The 16,763-nt window shown below is 53.4% G+C and carries 15 protein-coding genes, 1 rRNA gene and 1 other annotated feature; of the genes, 8 read left to right on the plus strand and 8 right to left on the minus strand.

The genetic code is table 11. The annotated features are described in order from the left end of the window. Window positions 1–11: 11 nt before the first annotated feature. On the plus strand, window positions 12–1,382 hold the full coding sequence (locus tag BH714_RS22825; protein ID WP_040018988.1) for a PepSY-associated TM helix domain-containing protein: 1,371 nt from the start codon (window positions 12–14) through the stop codon (window positions 1,380–1,382). Between the two features lie 2 nt (window positions 1,383–1,384). Here BH714_RS22825 and BH714_RS22830 read toward each other — a convergent pair whose 3' ends face one another. The 4 genes from BH714_RS22830 to BH714_RS22845 all read right to left on the minus strand — a co-directional run bounded on the left by BH714_RS22830 (window position 1,385) and on the right by BH714_RS22845 (window position 4,160). Continuing rightward, a complete protein-coding gene (locus BH714_RS22830) occupies window positions 1,385–1,870 on the minus strand; it encodes an OmpA family protein (protein ID WP_014171244.1) in 486 nt (161 codons plus the stop codon). Between the two features lie 12 nt (window positions 1,871–1,882). Then, window positions 1,883–3,103: a diguanylate cyclase DgcN/YfiN gene (dgcN, locus tag BH714_RS22835; RefSeq protein WP_020883917.1), complete on the minus strand. Its 1,221-nt coding sequence runs from the start codon at window positions 3,101–3,103 to the stop codon at window positions 1,883–1,885. Next, the gene (yfiR, locus tag BH714_RS22840; protein ID WP_074147062.1) at window positions 3,096–3,584 is read right to left on the minus strand and encodes a regulatory sequestration protein YfiR; all 489 of its coding nucleotides are present in this window, start codon (window positions 3,582–3,584) and stop codon (window positions 3,096–3,098) included. Before yfiR ends, dgcN begins: the two co-directional genes overlap by 8 nt. Window positions 3,585–3,785: 201 nt before the next feature. After that, complete coding sequence (locus tag BH714_RS22845) at window positions 3,786–4,160, minus strand: DUF2799 domain-containing protein (RefSeq protein WP_032680468.1); 375 nt, start codon at window positions 4,158–4,160, stop codon at window positions 3,786–3,788. Window positions 4,161–4,374: 214 nt separating this feature from the next. On the opposite strand from BH714_RS22845, the gene aroF reads away from it, so the two are divergent. The 3 genes from aroF to BH714_RS22860 are packed head-to-tail and all read left to right on the plus strand — an operon-like array spanning window position 4,375 to window position 7,510. Then, on the plus strand, window positions 4,375–5,445 hold the full coding sequence (gene aroF, locus BH714_RS22850; RefSeq protein WP_032680469.1) for a 3-deoxy-7-phosphoheptulonate synthase AroF: 1,071 nt from the start codon (window positions 4,375–4,377) through the stop codon (window positions 5,443–5,445). Window positions 5,446–5,455: 10 nt separating this feature from the next. Continuing rightward, window positions 5,456–6,577 carry a bifunctional chorismate mutase/prephenate dehydrogenase gene (gene tyrA, locus BH714_RS22855; protein WP_014171239.1) on the plus strand — a complete coding sequence of 374 codons (1,122 nt, stop codon included), beginning with the start codon at window positions 5,456–5,458 and terminating at the stop codon, window positions 6,575–6,577. 60 nt (window positions 6,578–6,637) lie between these two features. Next, window positions 6,638–7,510 carry an SMP-30/gluconolactonase/LRE family protein gene (locus BH714_RS22860; protein WP_040018989.1) on the plus strand — a complete coding sequence of 291 codons (873 nt, stop codon included), beginning with the start codon at window positions 6,638–6,640 and terminating at the stop codon, window positions 7,508–7,510. Here the strand turns inward: BH714_RS22860 and pheA are convergent. From pheA to bamD, 4 genes are all read right to left on the minus strand, one after another. Next, window positions 7,507–8,667, minus strand: a complete 1,161-nt coding sequence (gene pheA, locus BH714_RS22865) for a bifunctional chorismate mutase/prephenate dehydratase (RefSeq protein ID WP_040018990.1) — start codon at window positions 8,665–8,667, stop codon at window positions 7,507–7,509. The two genes, BH714_RS22860 and pheA, sit on opposite strands and share 4 nt — an antisense overlap. Before the next feature lie 29 nt (window positions 8,668–8,696). Beyond that, window positions 8,697–8,822 (minus strand) — a sequence feature (Phe leader region). Beyond that, window positions 8,774–8,821, minus strand: coding sequence for a pheA operon leader peptide PheL (pheL, locus tag BH714_RS24165; protein ID WP_001386991.1), 48 nt, complete (start codon window positions 8,819–8,821; stop codon window positions 8,774–8,776). It overlaps the preceding feature by 48 nt. Window positions 8,823–8,925: 103 nt before the next feature. Then, window positions 8,926–9,267 carry a ribosome-associated translation inhibitor RaiA gene (gene raiA / locus BH714_RS22870; protein ID WP_003863162.1) on the minus strand — a complete coding sequence of 114 codons (342 nt, stop codon included), beginning with the start codon at window positions 9,265–9,267 and terminating at the stop codon, window positions 8,926–8,928. Window positions 9,268–9,534: 267 nt separating this feature from the next. Next, window positions 9,535–10,272: an outer membrane protein assembly factor BamD gene (bamD, locus tag BH714_RS22875; protein ID WP_013098339.1), complete on the minus strand. Its 738-nt coding sequence runs from the start codon at window positions 10,270–10,272 to the stop codon at window positions 9,535–9,537. Between the two features lie 131 nt (window positions 10,273–10,403). Here bamD and rluD point away from each other — a divergent pair, with 131 nt between their 5' ends. The 4 genes from rluD to BH714_RS00005 all read left to right on the plus strand — a co-directional run bounded on the left by rluD (window position 10,404) and on the right by BH714_RS00005 (window position 16,763). After that, window positions 10,404–11,384 carry a 23S rRNA pseudouridine(1911/1915/1917) synthase RluD gene (rluD, locus tag BH714_RS22880; protein ID WP_014171235.1) on the plus strand — a complete coding sequence of 327 codons (981 nt, stop codon included), beginning with the start codon at window positions 10,404–10,406 and terminating at the stop codon, window positions 11,382–11,384. After that, complete coding sequence (gene yfiH / locus BH714_RS22885; RefSeq protein WP_040018991.1) at window positions 11,381–12,112, plus strand: purine nucleoside phosphorylase YfiH; 732 nt, start codon at window positions 11,381–11,383, stop codon at window positions 12,110–12,112. Before rluD ends, yfiH begins: the two co-directional genes overlap by 4 nt. 129 nt (window positions 12,113–12,241) lie before the next feature. Further along, window positions 12,242–14,815 (plus strand): ATP-dependent chaperone ClpB, encoded by a 2,574-nt coding sequence (gene clpB, locus BH714_RS22890; RefSeq protein ID WP_032680474.1) that lies wholly within the window; start codon window positions 12,242–12,244, stop codon window positions 14,813–14,815. Between the two features lie 427 nt (window positions 14,816–15,242). Further along, a 16S ribosomal RNA gene (locus tag BH714_RS00005) occupies window positions 15,243–16,763 on the plus strand.

A 16,763-nucleotide genomic window follows, 5' to 3' on the forward strand; every position in this document is an offset into this window, starting at 1 on the left:
AAAGGAAAAGTATGACTACCTGCACTCCGCGCGCGGCATGGGGAAACCTGCTGCGTCGACTCCATTTCTATGTCGGGCTGTTTGTTGGCCCGTTTATCTTCTTCGCCGCGCTGACCGGTACGCTGTATGTGGCGACGCCGCAGCTGGAAAACACGCTCTACCGGCACGCGTTGCACACGGATTCGGTGGGAGAGGCACGGCCTCTGGCCGAGCAGATTGCCGTGGCGGAAAACGCCGTGGGTTCAGATCTGCGCCTGCATGCCGTTCGTCCGGGGCTGGTTGACGGTGATACTACCCGCGTGATGTTCGCTGACCCTGCGCTTGGCCCGTCGGAGAACCGCGCTATCTTTGTGGATCCCGTGAGCCTTGAGGTGCGGGGCGATATGACGGTGTACGGCACGAGTGGCATTCTGCCGTTGCGCCAGACCATCGATTATCTGCACACCTCGTTGATGCTTGGCGATGTCGGGCGTCTCTATAGCGAGCTGGCCGCCTCCTGGATGTGGGTTGCCGCGCTGGGTGGAATCGCCCTGTGGTTTTACACCCGACCAAAACGTCGGATGAACAACCGTTTCCAGAACCGCCGTCGTGTGCATGTGGCACTGGGCTGGGTGTTGCTGGGGGGAATGTTATTGTTTTCAGCGACAGGCCTGACGTGGTCTCAGTGGGCGGGCGGTAACGTGGATACACTGCGTGCCCGGATGAACTGGCTTACGCCGCAGGTCAATACTACGCTCTCCGGTGTGCCTGCCATCATGGACGAGCACGCTGAGCACCGGGGGCATCATAGCGGGATGATGATGCCCGGGATGGTGATGGATCCGACGCTTTTTGATGACGTCCTGCATGCCGCCCGTACGGCGGGTATAGATGCCAGCAAGCTCGAAATCCGCCCGGCGAAAACGGCTGAACAGGCCTGGACCGTGACGGAAATCGATCGCAGCTGGCCGACTCAGGTCGATGCGGTGTCGGTCGATCCGCACTCCCTGCACATTCTGGACAGAACCCGGTTTGAAGATTTCCCCTTAATGGCAAAACTGACCCGCTGGGGTGTGGATTTCCACATGGGGATTTTGTTTGGGCTGGCCAATCAGCTGTTGCTGATCGCGTTCGGTATTGCCCTGTGCGTGCTGATCGTCTGGGGATACCGGATGTGGTGGATGCGTCGTCCGGCGCAATCGGTCGTGAACCCGGTTCAGACGCTCTGTCAGAGCTGGCTGGCGCTATCGGGATGGGGAAGAGCCGTCACGGCGATAGTGAGTGTCCTGCTGGGGCTGGCGATGCCGGTGATGGGTGTGAGTCTGGCCCTGTTTGTGCTGGTCGACTGGCTGCGCTGGCGAGCGGCAACAGGCGTGTCGCTCGCAGAATCATCGGTTAAATAACCTTATGGCGTGCTGATAACCACCGCAACCCGGCGGTTTTCAGCGCGCCCTTTTGCAGTACTGTTGCTCGCAACAGGGTATTTTTTGCCTAACCCCTGCGTGGTGAGGTTGCTGCGCGGGATATTGGCTCCCTTCGCCCAGGCGTCGGCGACCGCATTTGCACGTTTCAATGACAGCGCTTCGTTGTAGCGCTCTTCGCCGTAGTTGTCCGTGTGACCGTCCATACGCGCGTGGTTCAGGCCGGTTGCCGCGAGGCGAGAGGCCATGGTCTTGATCTGCGTTTCACTTTCCGCACGCAGCCTGGCGTCATTTTTATCAAACAGGATGGTATCTGACAGGCCAAGAGACCAGTCGCCGTTCAGTTCGTTAAAACCGTAAGACTTCATCGCCGCAATCTGCTCAGGAGTGAACTTGCCTTGCGGCGGTGACTGGCAACCTGCCAGCACGACTGAGGCTAATAACAACGGCGCGAAGTATCGCTTTAACATATCGTTTCCCTTCTAATTTATCGTTTTTGTACGCTGGTTTTTAACCTGGTACATATTGCGGTCGGCTTTCTCCAGTAATGCTTCCACAGAACCATTTTCCCACGCCAGAGCAAAGCCAATACTGAGTGACATTGATGCTTTTTGCCCGTTATGCAATTCGAACGGGCGGATAAACTGCTGCGATAAGGCAGCACAAAGATGTTGAACCTCAGGCTCTGAATGGACGCCGTACAGCACCATGGCAAACTCGTCGCCGCCAAGGCGGTATGACTGATGGCGCTTATCACCGAACTCGACCATTCTTCTGGCGACTTCAATCAGCACACAGTCTCCTGCCGCGTGTCCCCAGGTGTCATTAATAAACTTAAAATTATCACCGTCGAGGAAGAGCAGGGCCGAGTTTGTTTTTGCTGAGGGGTCATTCATTAATGCCGCGATGCTGTTACGAAACGCCGCACGGTTGGCAAGACCCGTCAGCGGGTCGTGCATGGCGGTGCGTAATAGCTGGGCGTTTTTCGCCTGCAGTTTAAGCTGCCACTCCTCCATTTCATCCAGAAGGCTGTTGAAGTCCTCGCCAAACTGGTGAAATTCTTCAATGCGCCCGTCTTTCACCCGTCGGGAGAAGTTACGGTTAGTGCGTACGTCATGAACGACGTCAGTAATGTTTTGCAGCGCTGTAACCATGCCGTGATGCAAGGATTGCGTAATGGTCAGTGCGACCACCGTCGCAAACAGAATACAGCCGGTGAGAACGGCAAACGACATCCAGATGAAGTGGCTTATCAGGCTGTCACGCGCGGTAAGGCGTATTTCGCCAATCGTTGAGCCGTTATGGAATACGGGCTGGGAAATCGGCTCGGGGAAAAGCCAGCGGCTGACCAGTGCGCCCAGAGTGTCGTTGTTATCCGCCGGGTTCCACGACCAGTACGCAAAGCGTTTTTTGTGCACGTTGAGGACTTCAGCCACGGCAAACTGGCCCTGTTTGCCAAGGGCGGCAAGCGTTTCATTGGCTGCCACTGAATCGTTGAACACCAGGGAGGCTTCAAGGCTGTGGCTCATGGTGGCGCCGGTTAATTCGAGATTCTTTTGTGCGTATTGCTTTAATGTCACGACGGAGGCAAAACAGAGGAGCAGCCATATTAATGTCATCGTGATGATGACGCTTATCATGCTGATTCGTCTGAGTGTTCTTTTAAACGTCGGACGTGGCGCTGAAGTGAAATCTTTATCCATGCTGCTTATTCCGTGCGAGCATTAATACATCCGGATTGACTCTCACGCCACTGCGAGTCAGCGCATCCAGATTGACGGAAAACCGGACATGGTTGCGATCAATTATCAGGCAAAAGGCGCTGCCAATAATACATTCCGGATTTTGCTCTGAGATTAATAGCAATGCTCTGCCCTGATACTGACTTATTAATTCACGTTGTTTTACGGGGGATTCCGCCCCGAAATAAATAGCATCACACGTCGCGGACAGGGCTTCCTGATCGTTACGCACAATAACGGGGGTATAAGGTAATTCGCTTTGCCCGTCCTTGCTGGTGAGTGCATGCGTGTAGTGAGAAGAAGCATAAACACAGAGTTTTGGCTGGCCGGAAAGTGACGGCCATCGGGTGTAGCTCACAATACCTGAAACGATCGAACGTACCGATTTATCGGTTTCGGTGAACGTGCCTGCCGCTGCTGGGCCCACCATAAGGAACAGCATTAGCACCAGAGTGAGTCGGAAAAAAGAGATCAAGAATAAATTTCTCACCAGAATCCGCCACTTCGCTCCGGAAATAGATGTCCTTAAGAGTTGTGGGCAGAATACCATTGTTTATCAGAGCCGTCATTATGTCAGAATTTTCCCTGCCTCGACCTAAGCTAAATCCTACACTTTGTTATATTCCGGTGAATAAAAAGAGGCTTAATTAAGTCTGCTGGAGCGCATGCTTTCATCCATGCCTTTTTGCCATGACTCGTGCAGTTTTGCTGCATTTTCAGCAGTATCGCAGCTGGCAGGAAAAGATTTGCCCGCTAATCCCCAGGCGTGGAGAAAACCTTCTTCACACACTTTCTTCTGTCCGTCTGCATATCCCCGGAGATATTCACTACGATCAACTTGTGGATCATTAAAATTATCGGCCAGCGTCTGGTTATCTTTAACCGGCAGACCATTCATGGCGTCTTCTTTACCTGCATCAAACCAGCTGGGGCTGGTCCAGTCCGGGTGGAAGGTATAAGGATTGATTTGGCAACCCGATAAAATGAGCGACAACAGCACCAGAGCAATTGAACGCATAGCCATTCTCCTTTTTTCTTCAGCATAGCCTGGTAACGGAAAGAAGTGGTGTAATTTAAAGTTTACGACTATGGCGGCTGATTTTTGCAATAAATTGGCATTCGTAAAGAAAAGTGTACGTATTTTGGATTGAAATCTTTACTTGTTATGGTATCGTTGTTTCACCTCTTCGAGGAAAACAACTATCGCAAACGAGCTTTACAGGATCGCAATCATGCAAAAAGACGCGCTGAACAACGTACACATCACTGACGAACAGATTTTGATTACTCCGGATCAACTGAAAGCGGAATTCCCGCTGAGCGTCGCGCAGGAGGCTCAAATCGAGCACTCGCGTCAGACCATTTCAGACATTATCGCTGGCCGCGATCCGCGCCTGCTGGTGGTATGTGGTCCTTGTTCTATTCACGATCCTGAAGCCGCCATTGAGTACGCTCGTCGATTTAAAACATTAGCGGAGGAGGTCAGCGATAGCCTCTATCTGGTAATGCGCGTCTATTTTGAGAAGCCACGTACCACCGTTGGCTGGAAAGGGTTGATTAACGATCCGCACATGGATGGCTCGTTTGATGTGGAAGCAGGGCTGAAAATTGCGCGTCGCCTGCTGGTGGAGCTGGTCAGCATGGGGCTGCCGCTGGCCACTGAAGCGCTGGATCCGAACAGCCCGCAGTACCTGGGCGACCTGTTTAGCTGGTCTGCCATTGGGGCACGCACCACAGAATCACAAACCCACCGCGAGATGGCGTCTGGCCTGTCGATGCCGGTTGGTTTTAAAAACGGTACCGATGGCAGCCTGGCCACTGCAATTAACGCCATGCGTGCCGCGGCAATGCCGCACCGTTTTGTTGGCATTAACCAGGCGGGGCAGGTTTGCCTCCTGCAAACGCAGGGTAACCCGGATGGTCACGTGATCCTGCGCGGTGGTAAAGCACCGAACTACAGCCCGGCAGATGTGGCACAGTGTGAAAAAGAGATGGAGCAGGCGGGACTGCGCCCGGCACTGATGGTAGATTGCAGTCATGGTAATTCGAATAAAGATTACCGTCGTCAGCCTGCGGTTGCGGAATCTGTGGTGGCACAGATAAAAGACGGCAACCGTTCTATTATCGGTCTGATGATTGAGAGCAATATTCACGAAGGCAATCAGTCATCTGAACAACCGCGCAGCGCAATGAAGCACGGCGTATCCGTCACGGATGCCTGCATCAGCTGGGAAACCACCGACGCGCTGCTGCGTGAGATCCATAAAGATGTAAGCGGCCAGCTGGCGACGCGTCTGGCTTAAGAGGGTAGTTATGGTTGCTGAATTGACCGCGTTACGCGATCAAATTGATGAAGTGGATAAGGCGTTGCTGGACCTGCTGGCGCGCCGTATGGCTCTGGTTGCCGAAGTGGGTGAGGTAAAAAGCAAATACGGCCTGCCGATTTACGTCCCGGAGCGTGAGGCATCCATGCTGGCCTCGCGGCGCAAAGAGGCCCAGGCGCTGGGCGTCTCGCCGGATCTGATTGAAGATGTCTTGCGTCGCGTAATGCGGGAATCCTATTCCAGCGAAAACGATAAGGGCTTCAAAACCCTCTGTCCGTCCCTGCGCCCGGTGGTTATTGTGGGTGGTGCGGGCCAGATGGGGCGTCTGTTTGAAAAAATGCTGACGCTTTCTGGTTATCAGGTTCGCATTCTGGAAAAAGAGGACTGGGAACACGCGCCAGCGCTGATGGCCGATGCTGGGATGGTTATCGTCAGCGTGCCTATCCACGTGACGGAGCAGATCATCGGCAAGCTTCCACCGTTGCCGAAAGATTGCATCCTGGTTGACCTTGCATCGGTCAAAAATGGCCCCCTGCAGGCGATGCTGGCGGCGCATACTGGCCCGGTGCTTGGCCTGCACCCGATGTTTGGTCCGGACAGTGGCAGCCTGGCGAAGCAGGTTGTGGTGTACTGCGATGGTCGTCAGCCGGAGGCCTATCAGTGGTTCCTGGAACAGATCCAGGTATGGGGTGCCAGGTTGCACCGGATCAGCGCGGTAGAGCACGATCAGAACATGGCGTTCATTCAGGCGCTGCGCCACTTTGCGACCTTTGCCTACGGTTTGCATCTGGCGGAAGAGAATGTGCAGCTTGAACAGCTGCTGGCGCTCTCTTCACCGATCTATCGCCTGGAGCTGGCGATGGTTGGGCGTTTGTTCGCTCAGGATCCGCAGCTTTACGCCGACATTATTATGTCCTCTGAGAACAACCTGGCGCTTATCAAACGTTATTACCAGCGGTTTGGTGAAGCGATCACCTTGCTGGAGCATGGCGATAAACAGGCGTTTATCGACAGCTTCCGTAAAGTCGAGCACTGGTTTGGCGATTATGCGCAACGTTTTCAGAGTGAGAGCCGCACGCTTTTGCGTCAGGCAAATGACAGTCGCCAGTAATGCGATGATGTATATACTAAAAGCCAGCAATGCTGGCTTTTTTCATTTTGGGGAACTGTTATGGCCGAACCGCAGCCGCTGTTGAATTACACCGGGCATCTGCCCGAATGTCCGACATGGAGTGCCGAAGAGCATGCGCTCTACTGGGCAGATATTCTGGAGGGGGAGATCCACCGTTATCATCTGCCTACCGCGGAACACACGGTACTCTCTTTCCATGAAGAAGTAGGCTGTTTCGCTCTGCGTGAGCGTGGCGGCTTTATCGTCGCGATGCGCAATGGCATCTGGCTTGCTGACAAGCACGGCCTGCTTCAGTGCAAGGTGTGTGATAACCCCTCTAACCCGCAACTGGCGCGTTTTAATGATGGGGGGACCGATCATCATGGTCGGTTCTATGCGGGAACCTTCTGGGGGCCGGGGGATTACAACGGCGCCATGCTGATGCGTATCGATAATGACCTGACGCCGAAAGTGATCCAGTGTGATATTCACGGGCACAACGGTCTGGCATTCAGCCCGGACAAACAGTGGATGTTCACCTCTGACACGCCAAATGGCGTTATCTACCGCACGCCGCTTGATGAGCAAGGTGAGCCGGGGAAACGCGAGATATTCCGCCGCTTTAAAGAGGGGGAGGGCATACCCGACGGTGCTGCGATGGATGAAGAAGGCTGCTACTGGAGCGCAATGTTTGATGGCTGGCGTATCGCACGCTTTTCACCGCAAGGGGAACAACTGGAAGAGCATCGCATGCCGGTTCGTTGTCCGACGATGGTCTGCTTTGGCGGCGAGGATATGAAGACCCTGTTTATCACGACCACGCGGGAAAATATGGATGCGGATGAAGTGGCGCAGTATCCGCTCTCCGGCGCCATCTTCACCCTGCCCGTTAGCGTGGCAGGGATGAAGAAAAGCCGCTTTATCGAACGTTAAACGGGGTCAACCGGCACGACGTTTTCGCTCGGATAGCAGCCCAGCACTTTCATTGAGCGGGTGATTTCACCCAGTTCACGCAGGGCTTTCTGCATGGATGCAGATTCCAGGTTGGCCTGGATATCCAGATAAAACATCTCTTCCCACGGATTACCATGAATCGGGCGAGATTCCAGCTTCGTCATGATCAGGTTGTGGTTACGCAGTACCAACAGGGCCTCAACCAGCGCACCCGCCTGCTGCCCGGTCGCCATCAGCAGCGTCGTTTTAGCCGGAACCTGCTCAGAGACATTGATGGCTTTACGGGCCAGTACCACGAAGCGGGTGATATTTTGCGTCTGGTTCGCCAGGTTGCGTTCCAGTACCTGCAGCCCATACAGCGCTCCGCCCGCCTCGCTGCCAAGCGCGGCCACCGTCGGGGAATTTGCCTGCATCACTTTTTCCATCGCCGCAGAAGTGCTTTCGGTGTACTCAATTTTCCAGTTCGGATAACGGTTGAGGAACTGACTGCACTGCTGGAACGGTTGTGGGTGACTGTACACCGTCTCGATTTGGCTCAGGTCGGTTGAGCCAGAGACCAGTACGCAGTGATCGATAGGGATGGTCATCTCGCCAACCAACGACAGCGTAGTGTGCTGCAGAAGATCGTACACGTCGTTAATGGCGCCTGAGCTGGTGTTTTCAATCGGTACGATGGCGTAATCCGCCTGTCCGGTTTCGACCTGATTGAAAATATCAGCAAATTTTGCGCAGCCGCTTTCAATAAACTCTTCGAAATGACGCGCTGCGTACTGGCGCGCGGCAAGGTGAGAGTAAGAGCCTTTAGGGCCGAGGAAGGCGACACGTGCAGAGTGCGGGTTCGTTTTATTCAGATGCTGCTGGAGTAGCGCTTGCTGGGTCAGAACGGAGTCTTCGATGATGAGCTGGAACAAACGGGTGATGTAATGGGCGTCGAGGTGGTGCGCTTTACCAAGCTGAATCAGGCGTTCCAGCAGGTCGCGTTCACGGTCGATATCACGCACCGGCCGATGGGAGTCCAGCTTGGCTTTTCCCACTTCGATGGCGAGTGTGCGACGTTCTGCCAGCAGGGCCAGTAATTTTTCGTCCAGTGCGCTGATTTTCACTCGCAGGTCCAGTAACGGGTTTTCCGGTGTCATAGTGTTGCCTGTCTCGTTTATCGTTATTAATAAAAAAGGCCTCCCGGTGTGGGAGGCCTTGTTGTTCGTCTTCGCATTCTTTATCACACGACGAAACGCCTCCCAATCAGGGGAAGGTAAAAAAGAATGCGAAGAAAAACGGTGTGTGTTTCATGAAATCATCCTGTCGTTGATACCGTTAAAGTACCCGTACTGTTTTCACGCTGTCAATAAAAAACGCGCCCGAAGGCGCGTTGGCGGTAAACTCAATTTAAAGGATTACTCTTCTTCAACTTCTTCCGCGAAGCTGGCGTCTTTCACCGACGTTGCGGCGCGACGGGCTTCACCTTTGTGTTGCACTTTATTGAGCTGCCGTTCCAGCTTGTTGATCAAATCGTTAATAGCGGTGTACATATCCTCATGTTTTGCGCTGGCGACCAGATGGCCGTTTGGAGTATTGATAGTTGCGTCAGCGATGAAACCTTGCGGCTCCTTGGACAGGATGATATGTGGATTAATCAAATGTGTTTGCCATTTATCCAGTTTGGCGAGACGGTCTGCGACGTGTTGGCGGATTGCCGGAGTAATTTCCATTTGTTTACTGGTAATGTTCATTGTCATAAATTTTACCTCTTGTCTTTCCGTCTTGGTGATTCCAGCATACCTGTCCTAATGTCAAAATGTGTGATTTAGATCACGTTATTTTGTCGGTTTTTGTCAGGGAATGTTTTTTGTGAGGCAGGGCAGGAAGAGGTGATATTTACCTTGTGGAAGGCCGGGTTTGCGGTCATAGTTGATAGGATGTGTTGAGGCTAAACCGCTTCAGCTGATCTCTGAACGCATAAAAAAACGGCAGCCCGAAGGCTGCCGTTTTGCTTTGAGGCAATATCAGGTGTTGCTGCTGTTCGCGGCGATGATTTTCGCCACTTTGTCAGCCTGTGCGGTCATCTGCATCTGACGGTAAGCATTTTCCATCAGCTTCAGGCCATCACGCGTTGCCTGTGTATCCGGGTAATCACGCAGCATACCTTCTACACGATTAACCACGGCAACCCATGCGCCACGGCGGGTATAGTATTCCGCAACGGAGTATTCGTATTTCGCCAGACGATCTTTCAGGAACACCAGACGTTTGGTCGCGTCAGTGACGTACTGGCTGTTCGGGTAGCCGCGCACCAGTTTGGAGAAGTCGTTGAAAGCATCACGCGCATGCTGCGGGTCACGGTCAGAGCGATCCACACCGAAGAAACCTTGCAGGGCACTGTCGTCCAGCGCCATGTTGGTAAGACCGCGCATGTACATGACGTAATCGATGTTAGGATGAGTCGGGTTCAGACGCATGAAACGATCGATGGTTGCCTGAGCCAGCGGCAGATCGGCATTTTTATAGTAGGCATAGATGAGATCTAACTGTACCTGCTGCGAATACGGACCAAATGGATAGCGATTATCCAACGCTTCCAGTTGCGTTATCGCCTGTTTCCAGTTACCGTCCTGCAACTTTTGTTGTGCAGTCGCATAGATTTCATTCGGCGGATTGTCAGGGACCTGTTCATTTGAACCGGAGCAGCCCACCAAAGCCAGGCTCAACGTGGCCGCTGCCACCAGATATTTCATGCGCGTCATGACGTTTTGACTTTCCTCAAATGTTTGTCCGGGAGAAACTCTGTTCCTGCTCCCGATTAAGACCAGCTACAATAGCACACTATATTAAACGGCAAAGCCGTAAAACCCAACGTTAAACGAAGAAGCAGTTTATGGCACAACGAGTAGAACTCACCGCAACAGTCTCCGAAAATCAGCTCGGTCAACGCTTAGATCAGGCTTTGGCCGAATTGTTCCCTGATTATTCGCGTTCACGCATAAAAGAATGGATCCTTGACCAGCGCGTGCTGGTAAACGGCAAGATCTGGGACAAACCAAAAGAGAAAGTGTTAGGTGGGGAAGCCGTCGCCATCAATGCTGAAATCGAAGAGGATATCCGCTTCGAGCCGCAGGATATCCCGCTGAACATCGTCTATGAAGATGATGACATCCTGGTGATCAACAAGCCACGTGACCTGGTTGTTCATCCGGGCGCGGGGAACCCTGATGGCACAGTGCTTAACGCACTTCTCCATTATTACCCGCCTATCGTGGATGTTCCGCGCGCCGGCATCGTTCACCGTCTGGATAAAGACACCACGGGTCTGATGGTGGTGGCAAAGACCGTTCCAGCTCAGACACGTCTGGTGGAATCTCTGCAGCTGCGTGAAATCACCCGTGAATATGAAGCGGTGGCCATTGGTCATATGACCGCTGGCGGCACGGTGGAAGAACCTATCAGCCGTCACCCAACCAAACGTACCCATATGTCGGTGCACCCGATGGGTAAGCCTGCGGTGACGCACTACCGCATTATGGAACACTTCCGCATTCATACGCGTCTGCGTCTGCGTCTGGAAACCGGTCGTACTCACCAGATCCGTGTTCATATGGCGCACATTACCCATCCGCTGGTGGGCGATCAGGTCTACGGTGGTCGTCCGCGTCCGCCAAAAGGCGCATCGGATGAGTTCATTAGCGTACTGCGTAAGTTTGATCGCCAGGCGCTGCACGCAACGATGCTGCGTCTTTACCATCCTATCACCGGTATTCAGATGGAATGGCACGCGCCGATCCCACAGGATATGGTCGACCTTATTGACGCCATGCGCGTTGATTTTGAAGAACATAAAGATCAAGTGGACTGGTTATGACCAAACTGATTGTCCCGGAGTGGCCACTGCCTGAGGGCGTGGCTGCCTGCAGTTCAACCCGTATCGGCGGTGTGAGCCAGGGCGCGTGGGAATCTTTGAATCTCGGCGCACACTGTGGTGACAACCTGGACCACGTTGAAGAAAACCGCAAACGCCTGTTTGCTGCCGGGAATTTACCGTCGAAACCGGTCTGGCTGGAACAGGTTCACGGTAAAACGGTACTGCCGTTAACGGGCGAACCCTATGCGTCTAAACGGGCCGATGCGTCTTACAGTGATACCCCGGGAACGGTATGTGCGGTAATGACTGCCGATTGCCTGCCGGTTCTGTTCTGTAACCGTGCCGGTACCGAGGTGGCAGCAGCGCATGCGGGCTGGCGTGGTCTGTGTGAAGGTGTGCTCGAAGAGACCGTCGCCTGCTTTAAAGATGACCCTGCGAATATCATGGCCTGGCTCGGCCCGGCCATTGGTCCTCATGCGTTTGAAGTGGGACCCGAGGTCCGCGAAGCCTTTATGGAGAAAGATCTGCAGGCCGCGGATGCTTTCCTTCCTGCCGGTGAAAAATATCTGGCCGATATTTACCTGTTGGCCCGCCAGCGCCTGAATAATGTCGGCGTGACGCAGATCTTCGGCGGCGATCGTTGTACCTTCACCGAAAAGGGTGATTTTTTCTCTTATCGCCGCGACAAGACGACAGGTCGTATGGCAAGTTTTATTTGGCTGATATAACCTAAAGAATCAAGACGATCCGGAACGTGCCGTTTTCTTTTCACATAATTCAGGTCATTAACCTTGAATAATTGAGGGATGACCTCATTTAATCTCCAGTAGCAAATTTGACCTGTTATGGGAGGAGTTATGCGTCTGGATCGTCTTACTAATAAATTCCAGCTTGCTCTCGCCGATGCCCAGTCCCTTGCACTGGGGCACGACAACCAATTCATCGAACCTCTTCATTTAATGAGCGCCTTGCTGAATCAGGAAGGGGGATCGGTACGTCCGTTATTAACGTCTGCCGGCATTAATGCTGGCCAGTTACGCACCGCCATCGATCAGGCTCTGAGCCGTTTACCCCAGGTAGAAGGTACCGGTGGCGACGTTCAGCCGTCTCAGGATCTGGTGCGTGTGCTGAATCTTTGCGACAAGCTGGCGCAAAAACGTGGGGACAACTTTATTTCGTCAGAACTTTTCGTTCTGGCGGCGCTTGAATCACGCGGTACCTTGACCGACCTGCTGAAATCTGCCGGCGCAACCACCGCCAATGTGACTCAGGCGATTGAGAAAATGCGCGGAGGTGAAAGCGTGAACGATCAGGGAGCCGAAGACCAACGTCAGGCTTTGAAAAAATTTACGGTCGACCTGACCGAGCGTGCCGAGCAGGGCAAGCTTGACCCGGTGATCGGCCGTGATGAAGAGATTCGCCGTACTATCCAGGTACTGCAGCGTCGTACCAAAAACAACCCGGTGCTGATTGGTGAGCCGGGGGTCGGTAAAACCGCCATCGTCGAAGGTCTGGCGCAGCGCATTGTGAACGGTGAAGTGCCGGAAGGGCTGAAAGGTCGTCGTGTACTGGCGCTCGACATGGGTGCGCTGGTGGCCGGGGCGAAATACCGCGGTGAGTTCGAAGAGCGTCTGAAAGGCGTGCTTAACGACCTGGCGAAACAGGAAGGCAACGTCATTCTGTTTATTGACGAACTGCACACCATGGTCGGCGCAGGTAAAGCGGACGGCGCGATGGATGCCGGTAATATGCTGAAACCAGCCCTGGCACGTGGGGAACTTCACTGTGTAGGGGCTACCACGCTGGATGAGTACCGTCAGTACATCGAAAAAGATGCTGCGCTGGAGCGTCGTTTCCAGAAAGTGTTTGTTGCTGAGCCTAGCGTTGAAGATACCATCGCGATTTTGCGTGGGCTGAAAGAACGTTATGAACTGCATCACCATGTGCAGATTACTGACCCGGCGATTGTTGCAGCGGCCACGCTTTCGCATCGTTATATCGCTGACCGTCAGTTGCCCGATAAAGCAATCGACCTTATTGATGAAGCGGCCTCGAGCATTCGTATGCAGATTGACTCGAAACCGGAAGAGCTGGACAGGCTCGACCGTCGCATCATCCAGCTTAAACTGGAACAGCAGGCACTGAAGAAAGAGTCTGATGAAGCCAGTAAGAAACGGCTGGATATGCTCAACGAAGAACTGGACGATAAAGAACGTCAGTACTCTGAGCTGGAAGAAGAGTGGAAAGCGGAGAAAGCATCACTCTCGGGTACTCAGACAATTAAAGCTGAACTGGAACAGGCGAAAATTGCCATTGAGCAAGCGCGTCGTGTGGGTGACCTGGCGCGAATGTCTGAACTGCAGTACGGCAAAATTCCTGAGCTTGAGAAACAGCTTGAGATCGCCACACAGTCGGAAGGCAAAACGATGCGTCTGTTACGAAACAAAGTAACAGATGAGGAGATCGCTGAAGTGCTGGCTCGCTGGACCGGTATTCCGGTTGCGCGCATGATGGAAAGCGAACGCGACAAACTGCTGCGCATGGAGCAGGATCTGCATCAGCGCGTGATTGGTCAGAACGAGGCGGTTGAAGCGGTCTCTAATGCCATTCGCCGTAGCCGTGCAGGGTTGTCTGACCCTAATCGTCCGATCGGTTCGTTCCTGTTCCTGGGGCCTACGGGGGTCGGTAAAACCGAACTGTGTAAGGCGCTGGCTAACTTCATGTTTGACAGCGATGACGCGATGGTCCGTATCGATATGTCCGAGTTTATGGAGAAACACTCCGTTTCGCGGCTGGTCGGTGCGCCTCCAGGATATGTGGGTTATGAAGAAGGTGGCTACCTGACAGAAGCGGTGCGCCGTCGTCCTTATTCCGTCATCCTGCTGGATGAAGTGGAAAAAGCGCATCCGGATGTGTTCAACATTCTGCTGCAGGTTCTTGACGATGGACGGCTGACTGACGGCCAGGGGAGAACGGTCGACTTCCGTAACACGGTAGTGATCATGACCTCGAACCTGGGTTCCGATTTGATTCAGGAACGTTTCGGTGAACTGGACTACGGCCATATGAAGGATCTGGTGATGGGCGTGGTAAGCCATAGCTTCCGTCCAGAGTTCATTAACCGTATTGATGAAGTGGTAGTGTTCCATCCTCTGGGTGAGAAACATATTGCGTCGATTGCGCAGATTCAGCTGCAGCGTCTGTATAAACGTCTGGAAGAGCGTGGATATGAAATTCACATCTCCGATGATGCGCTGAAGCTCTTGAGCGCAAATGGGTACGATCCGGTTTATGGGGCGCGTCCGCTGAAACGCGCAATCCAGCAACAGATCGAAAACCCACTGGCGCAGCAGATACTCTCCGGGGAGCTGATTCCGGGCAAAGTTATCCGTCTGGAAGCCAACGACGACAAAATTGTGGCAGTGCAGTAAGTCACAAAACGCAAAAACGGGCCGCTTGCGGCTCGTTTTTGTTTAAAAACCAGGCCAGAATTGAGGTCTGGGATGCAAATTGCCTGGAAAGTGAGCAGTCAGTAAATAATTTTCACTTTATCCTTGCAGCTTCAGAATTACCCCCTATAATGCGCCTCCACTGACACGGAACAACGGCACACACGCCGCCGGGTCAGCAGAGATAAGCGAAAATAAATGCTTGACTCTGAAGCGGGAAAGCGTAATATGCACACCCCGCGCCGTAGCGAAAACGAAGCGGCACTGCTCTTTAACAATTTATCAGACAATCTGTGTGGGCACTCAAAGTGACATGGATTCTTAATGTCTTCGGACAAAAAATGAATACCAAGTCTCTGAGTGAACATACGTAATTCATTACGAAGTTTAATTCACGAGCATCAAACTTAAATTGAAGAGTTTGATCATGGCTCAGATTGAACGCTGGCGGCAGGCCTAACACATGCAAGTCGAACGGTAGCACAGAGAGCTTGCTCTCGGGTGACGAGTGGCGGACGGGTGAGTAATGTCTGGGAAACTGCCTGATGGAGGGGGATAACTACTGGAAACGGTAGCTAATACCGCATAACGTCGCAAGACCAAAGAGGGGGACCTTCGGGCCTCTTGCCATCAGATGTGCCCAGATGGGATTAGCTAGTAGGTGGGGTAACGGCTCACCTAGGCGACGATCCCTAGCTGGTCTGAGAGGATGACCAGCCACACTGGAACTGAGACACGGTCCAGACTCCTACGGGAGGCAGCAGTGGGGAATATTGCACAATGGGCGCAAGCCTGATGCAGCCATGCCGCGTGTATGAAGAAGGCCTTCGGGTTGTAAAGTACTTTCAGCGGGGAGGAAGGTGTTGTGGTTAATAACCGCAGCAATTGACGTTACCCGCAGAAGAAGCACCGGCTAACTCCGTGCCAGCAGCCGCGGTAATACGGAGGGTGCAAGCGTTAATCGGAATTACTGGGCGTAAAGCGCACGCAGGCGGTCTGTCAAGTCGGATGTGAAATCCCCGGGCTCAACCTGGGAACTGCATTCGAAACTGGCAGGCTAGAGTCTTGTAGAGGGGGGTAGAATTCCAGGTGTAGCGGTGAAATGCGTAGAGATCTGGAGGAATACCGGTGGCGAAGGCGGCCCCCTGGACAAAGACTGACGCTCAGGTGCGAAAGCGTGGGGAGCAAACAGGATTAGATACCCTGGTAGTCCACGCCGTAAACGATGTCGACTTGGAGGTTGTGCCCTTGAGGCGTGGCTTCCGGAGCTAACGCGTTAAGTCGACCGCCTGGGGAGTACGGCCGCAAGGTTAAAACTCAAATGAATTGACGGGGGCCCGCACAAGCGGTGGAGCATGTGGTTTAATTCGATGCAACGCGAAGAACCTTACCTACTCTTGACATCCAGAGAACTTTCCAGAGATGGATTGGTGCCTTCGGGAACTCTGAGACAGGTGCTGCATGGCTGTCGTCAGCTCGTGTTGTGAAATGTTGGGTTAAGTCCCGCAACGAGCGCAACCCTTATCCTTTGTTGCCAGCGGTCCGGCCGGGAACTCAAAGGAGACTGCCAGTGATAAACTGGAGGAAGGTGGGGATGACGTCAAGTCATCATGGCCCTTACGAGTAGGGCTACACACGTGCTACAATGGCGCATACAAAGAGAAGCGAACTCGCGAGAGCAAAGCGGACCTCATAAAGTGCGTCGTAGTCCGGATTGGAGTCTGCAACTCGACTCCATGAAGTCGGAATCGCTAGTAATCGTAGATCAGAATGCTACGGTGAATACGTTCCGGGCCTTGTACCACCGCCGTCACACCATGGGAGTGGGTTGCAAAAGAAGTAGGTAGCTTAACCTTCGGGAGGGCGCTTACCACTTTGTGATTCATGACTGGGGTGTCGTAACAAGGTAACCGTAGGGGAACCTGCGGTT

Source organism: Enterobacter ludwigii (assembly GCF_001750725.1).
GTDB lineage: Bacteria > Pseudomonadota > Gammaproteobacteria > Enterobacterales > Enterobacteriaceae > Enterobacter > Enterobacter ludwigii.

Coding starts and splice junctions, on each gene's coding strand:
- dgcN (WP_020883917.1), bottom strand. CDS start 3,103: ATGGATAAAGATTTCACTTCAGCGCCACGTCCGACGTTTAAAAGAACA.
- BH714_RS22830 (WP_014171244.1), bottom strand. CDS start 1,870: ATGTTAAAGCGATACTTCGCGCCGTTGTTATTAGCCTCAGTCGTGCTG.
- raiA (WP_003863162.1), bottom strand. CDS start 9,267: ATGACAATGAACATTACCAGTAAACAAATGGAAATTACTCCGGCAATC.
- clpB (WP_032680474.1), top strand. CDS start 12,242: ATGCGTCTGGATCGTCTTACTAATAAATTCCAGCTTGCTCTCGCCGAT.
- tyrA (WP_014171239.1), top strand. CDS start 5,456: ATGGTTGCTGAATTGACCGCGTTACGCGATCAAATTGATGAAGTGGAT.
- bamD (WP_013098339.1), bottom strand. CDS start 10,272: ATGACGCGCATGAAATATCTGGTGGCAGCGGCCACGTTGAGCCTGGCT.
- aroF (WP_032680469.1), top strand. CDS start 4,375: ATGCAAAAAGACGCGCTGAACAACGTACACATCACTGACGAACAGATT.
- BH714_RS22860 (WP_040018989.1), top strand. CDS start 6,638: ATGGCCGAACCGCAGCCGCTGTTGAATTACACCGGGCATCTGCCCGAA.
- yfiH (WP_040018991.1), top strand. CDS start 11,381: ATGACCAAACTGATTGTCCCGGAGTGGCCACTGCCTGAGGGCGTGGCT.
- pheA (WP_040018990.1), bottom strand. CDS start 8,667: ATGACACCGGAAAACCCGTTACTGGACCTGCGAGTGAAAATCAGCGCA.
- rluD (WP_014171235.1), top strand. CDS start 10,404: ATGGCACAACGAGTAGAACTCACCGCAACAGTCTCCGAAAATCAGCTC.
- BH714_RS22825 (WP_040018988.1), top strand. CDS start 12: ATGACTACCTGCACTCCGCGCGCGGCATGGGGAAACCTGCTGCGTCGA.
- BH714_RS22845 (WP_032680468.1), bottom strand. CDS start 4,160: ATGCGTTCAATTGCTCTGGTGCTGTTGTCGCTCATTTTATCGGGTTGC.
- yfiR (WP_074147062.1), bottom strand. CDS start 3,584: ATGCTGTTCCTTATGGTGGGCCCAGCAGCGGCAGGCACGTTCACCGAA.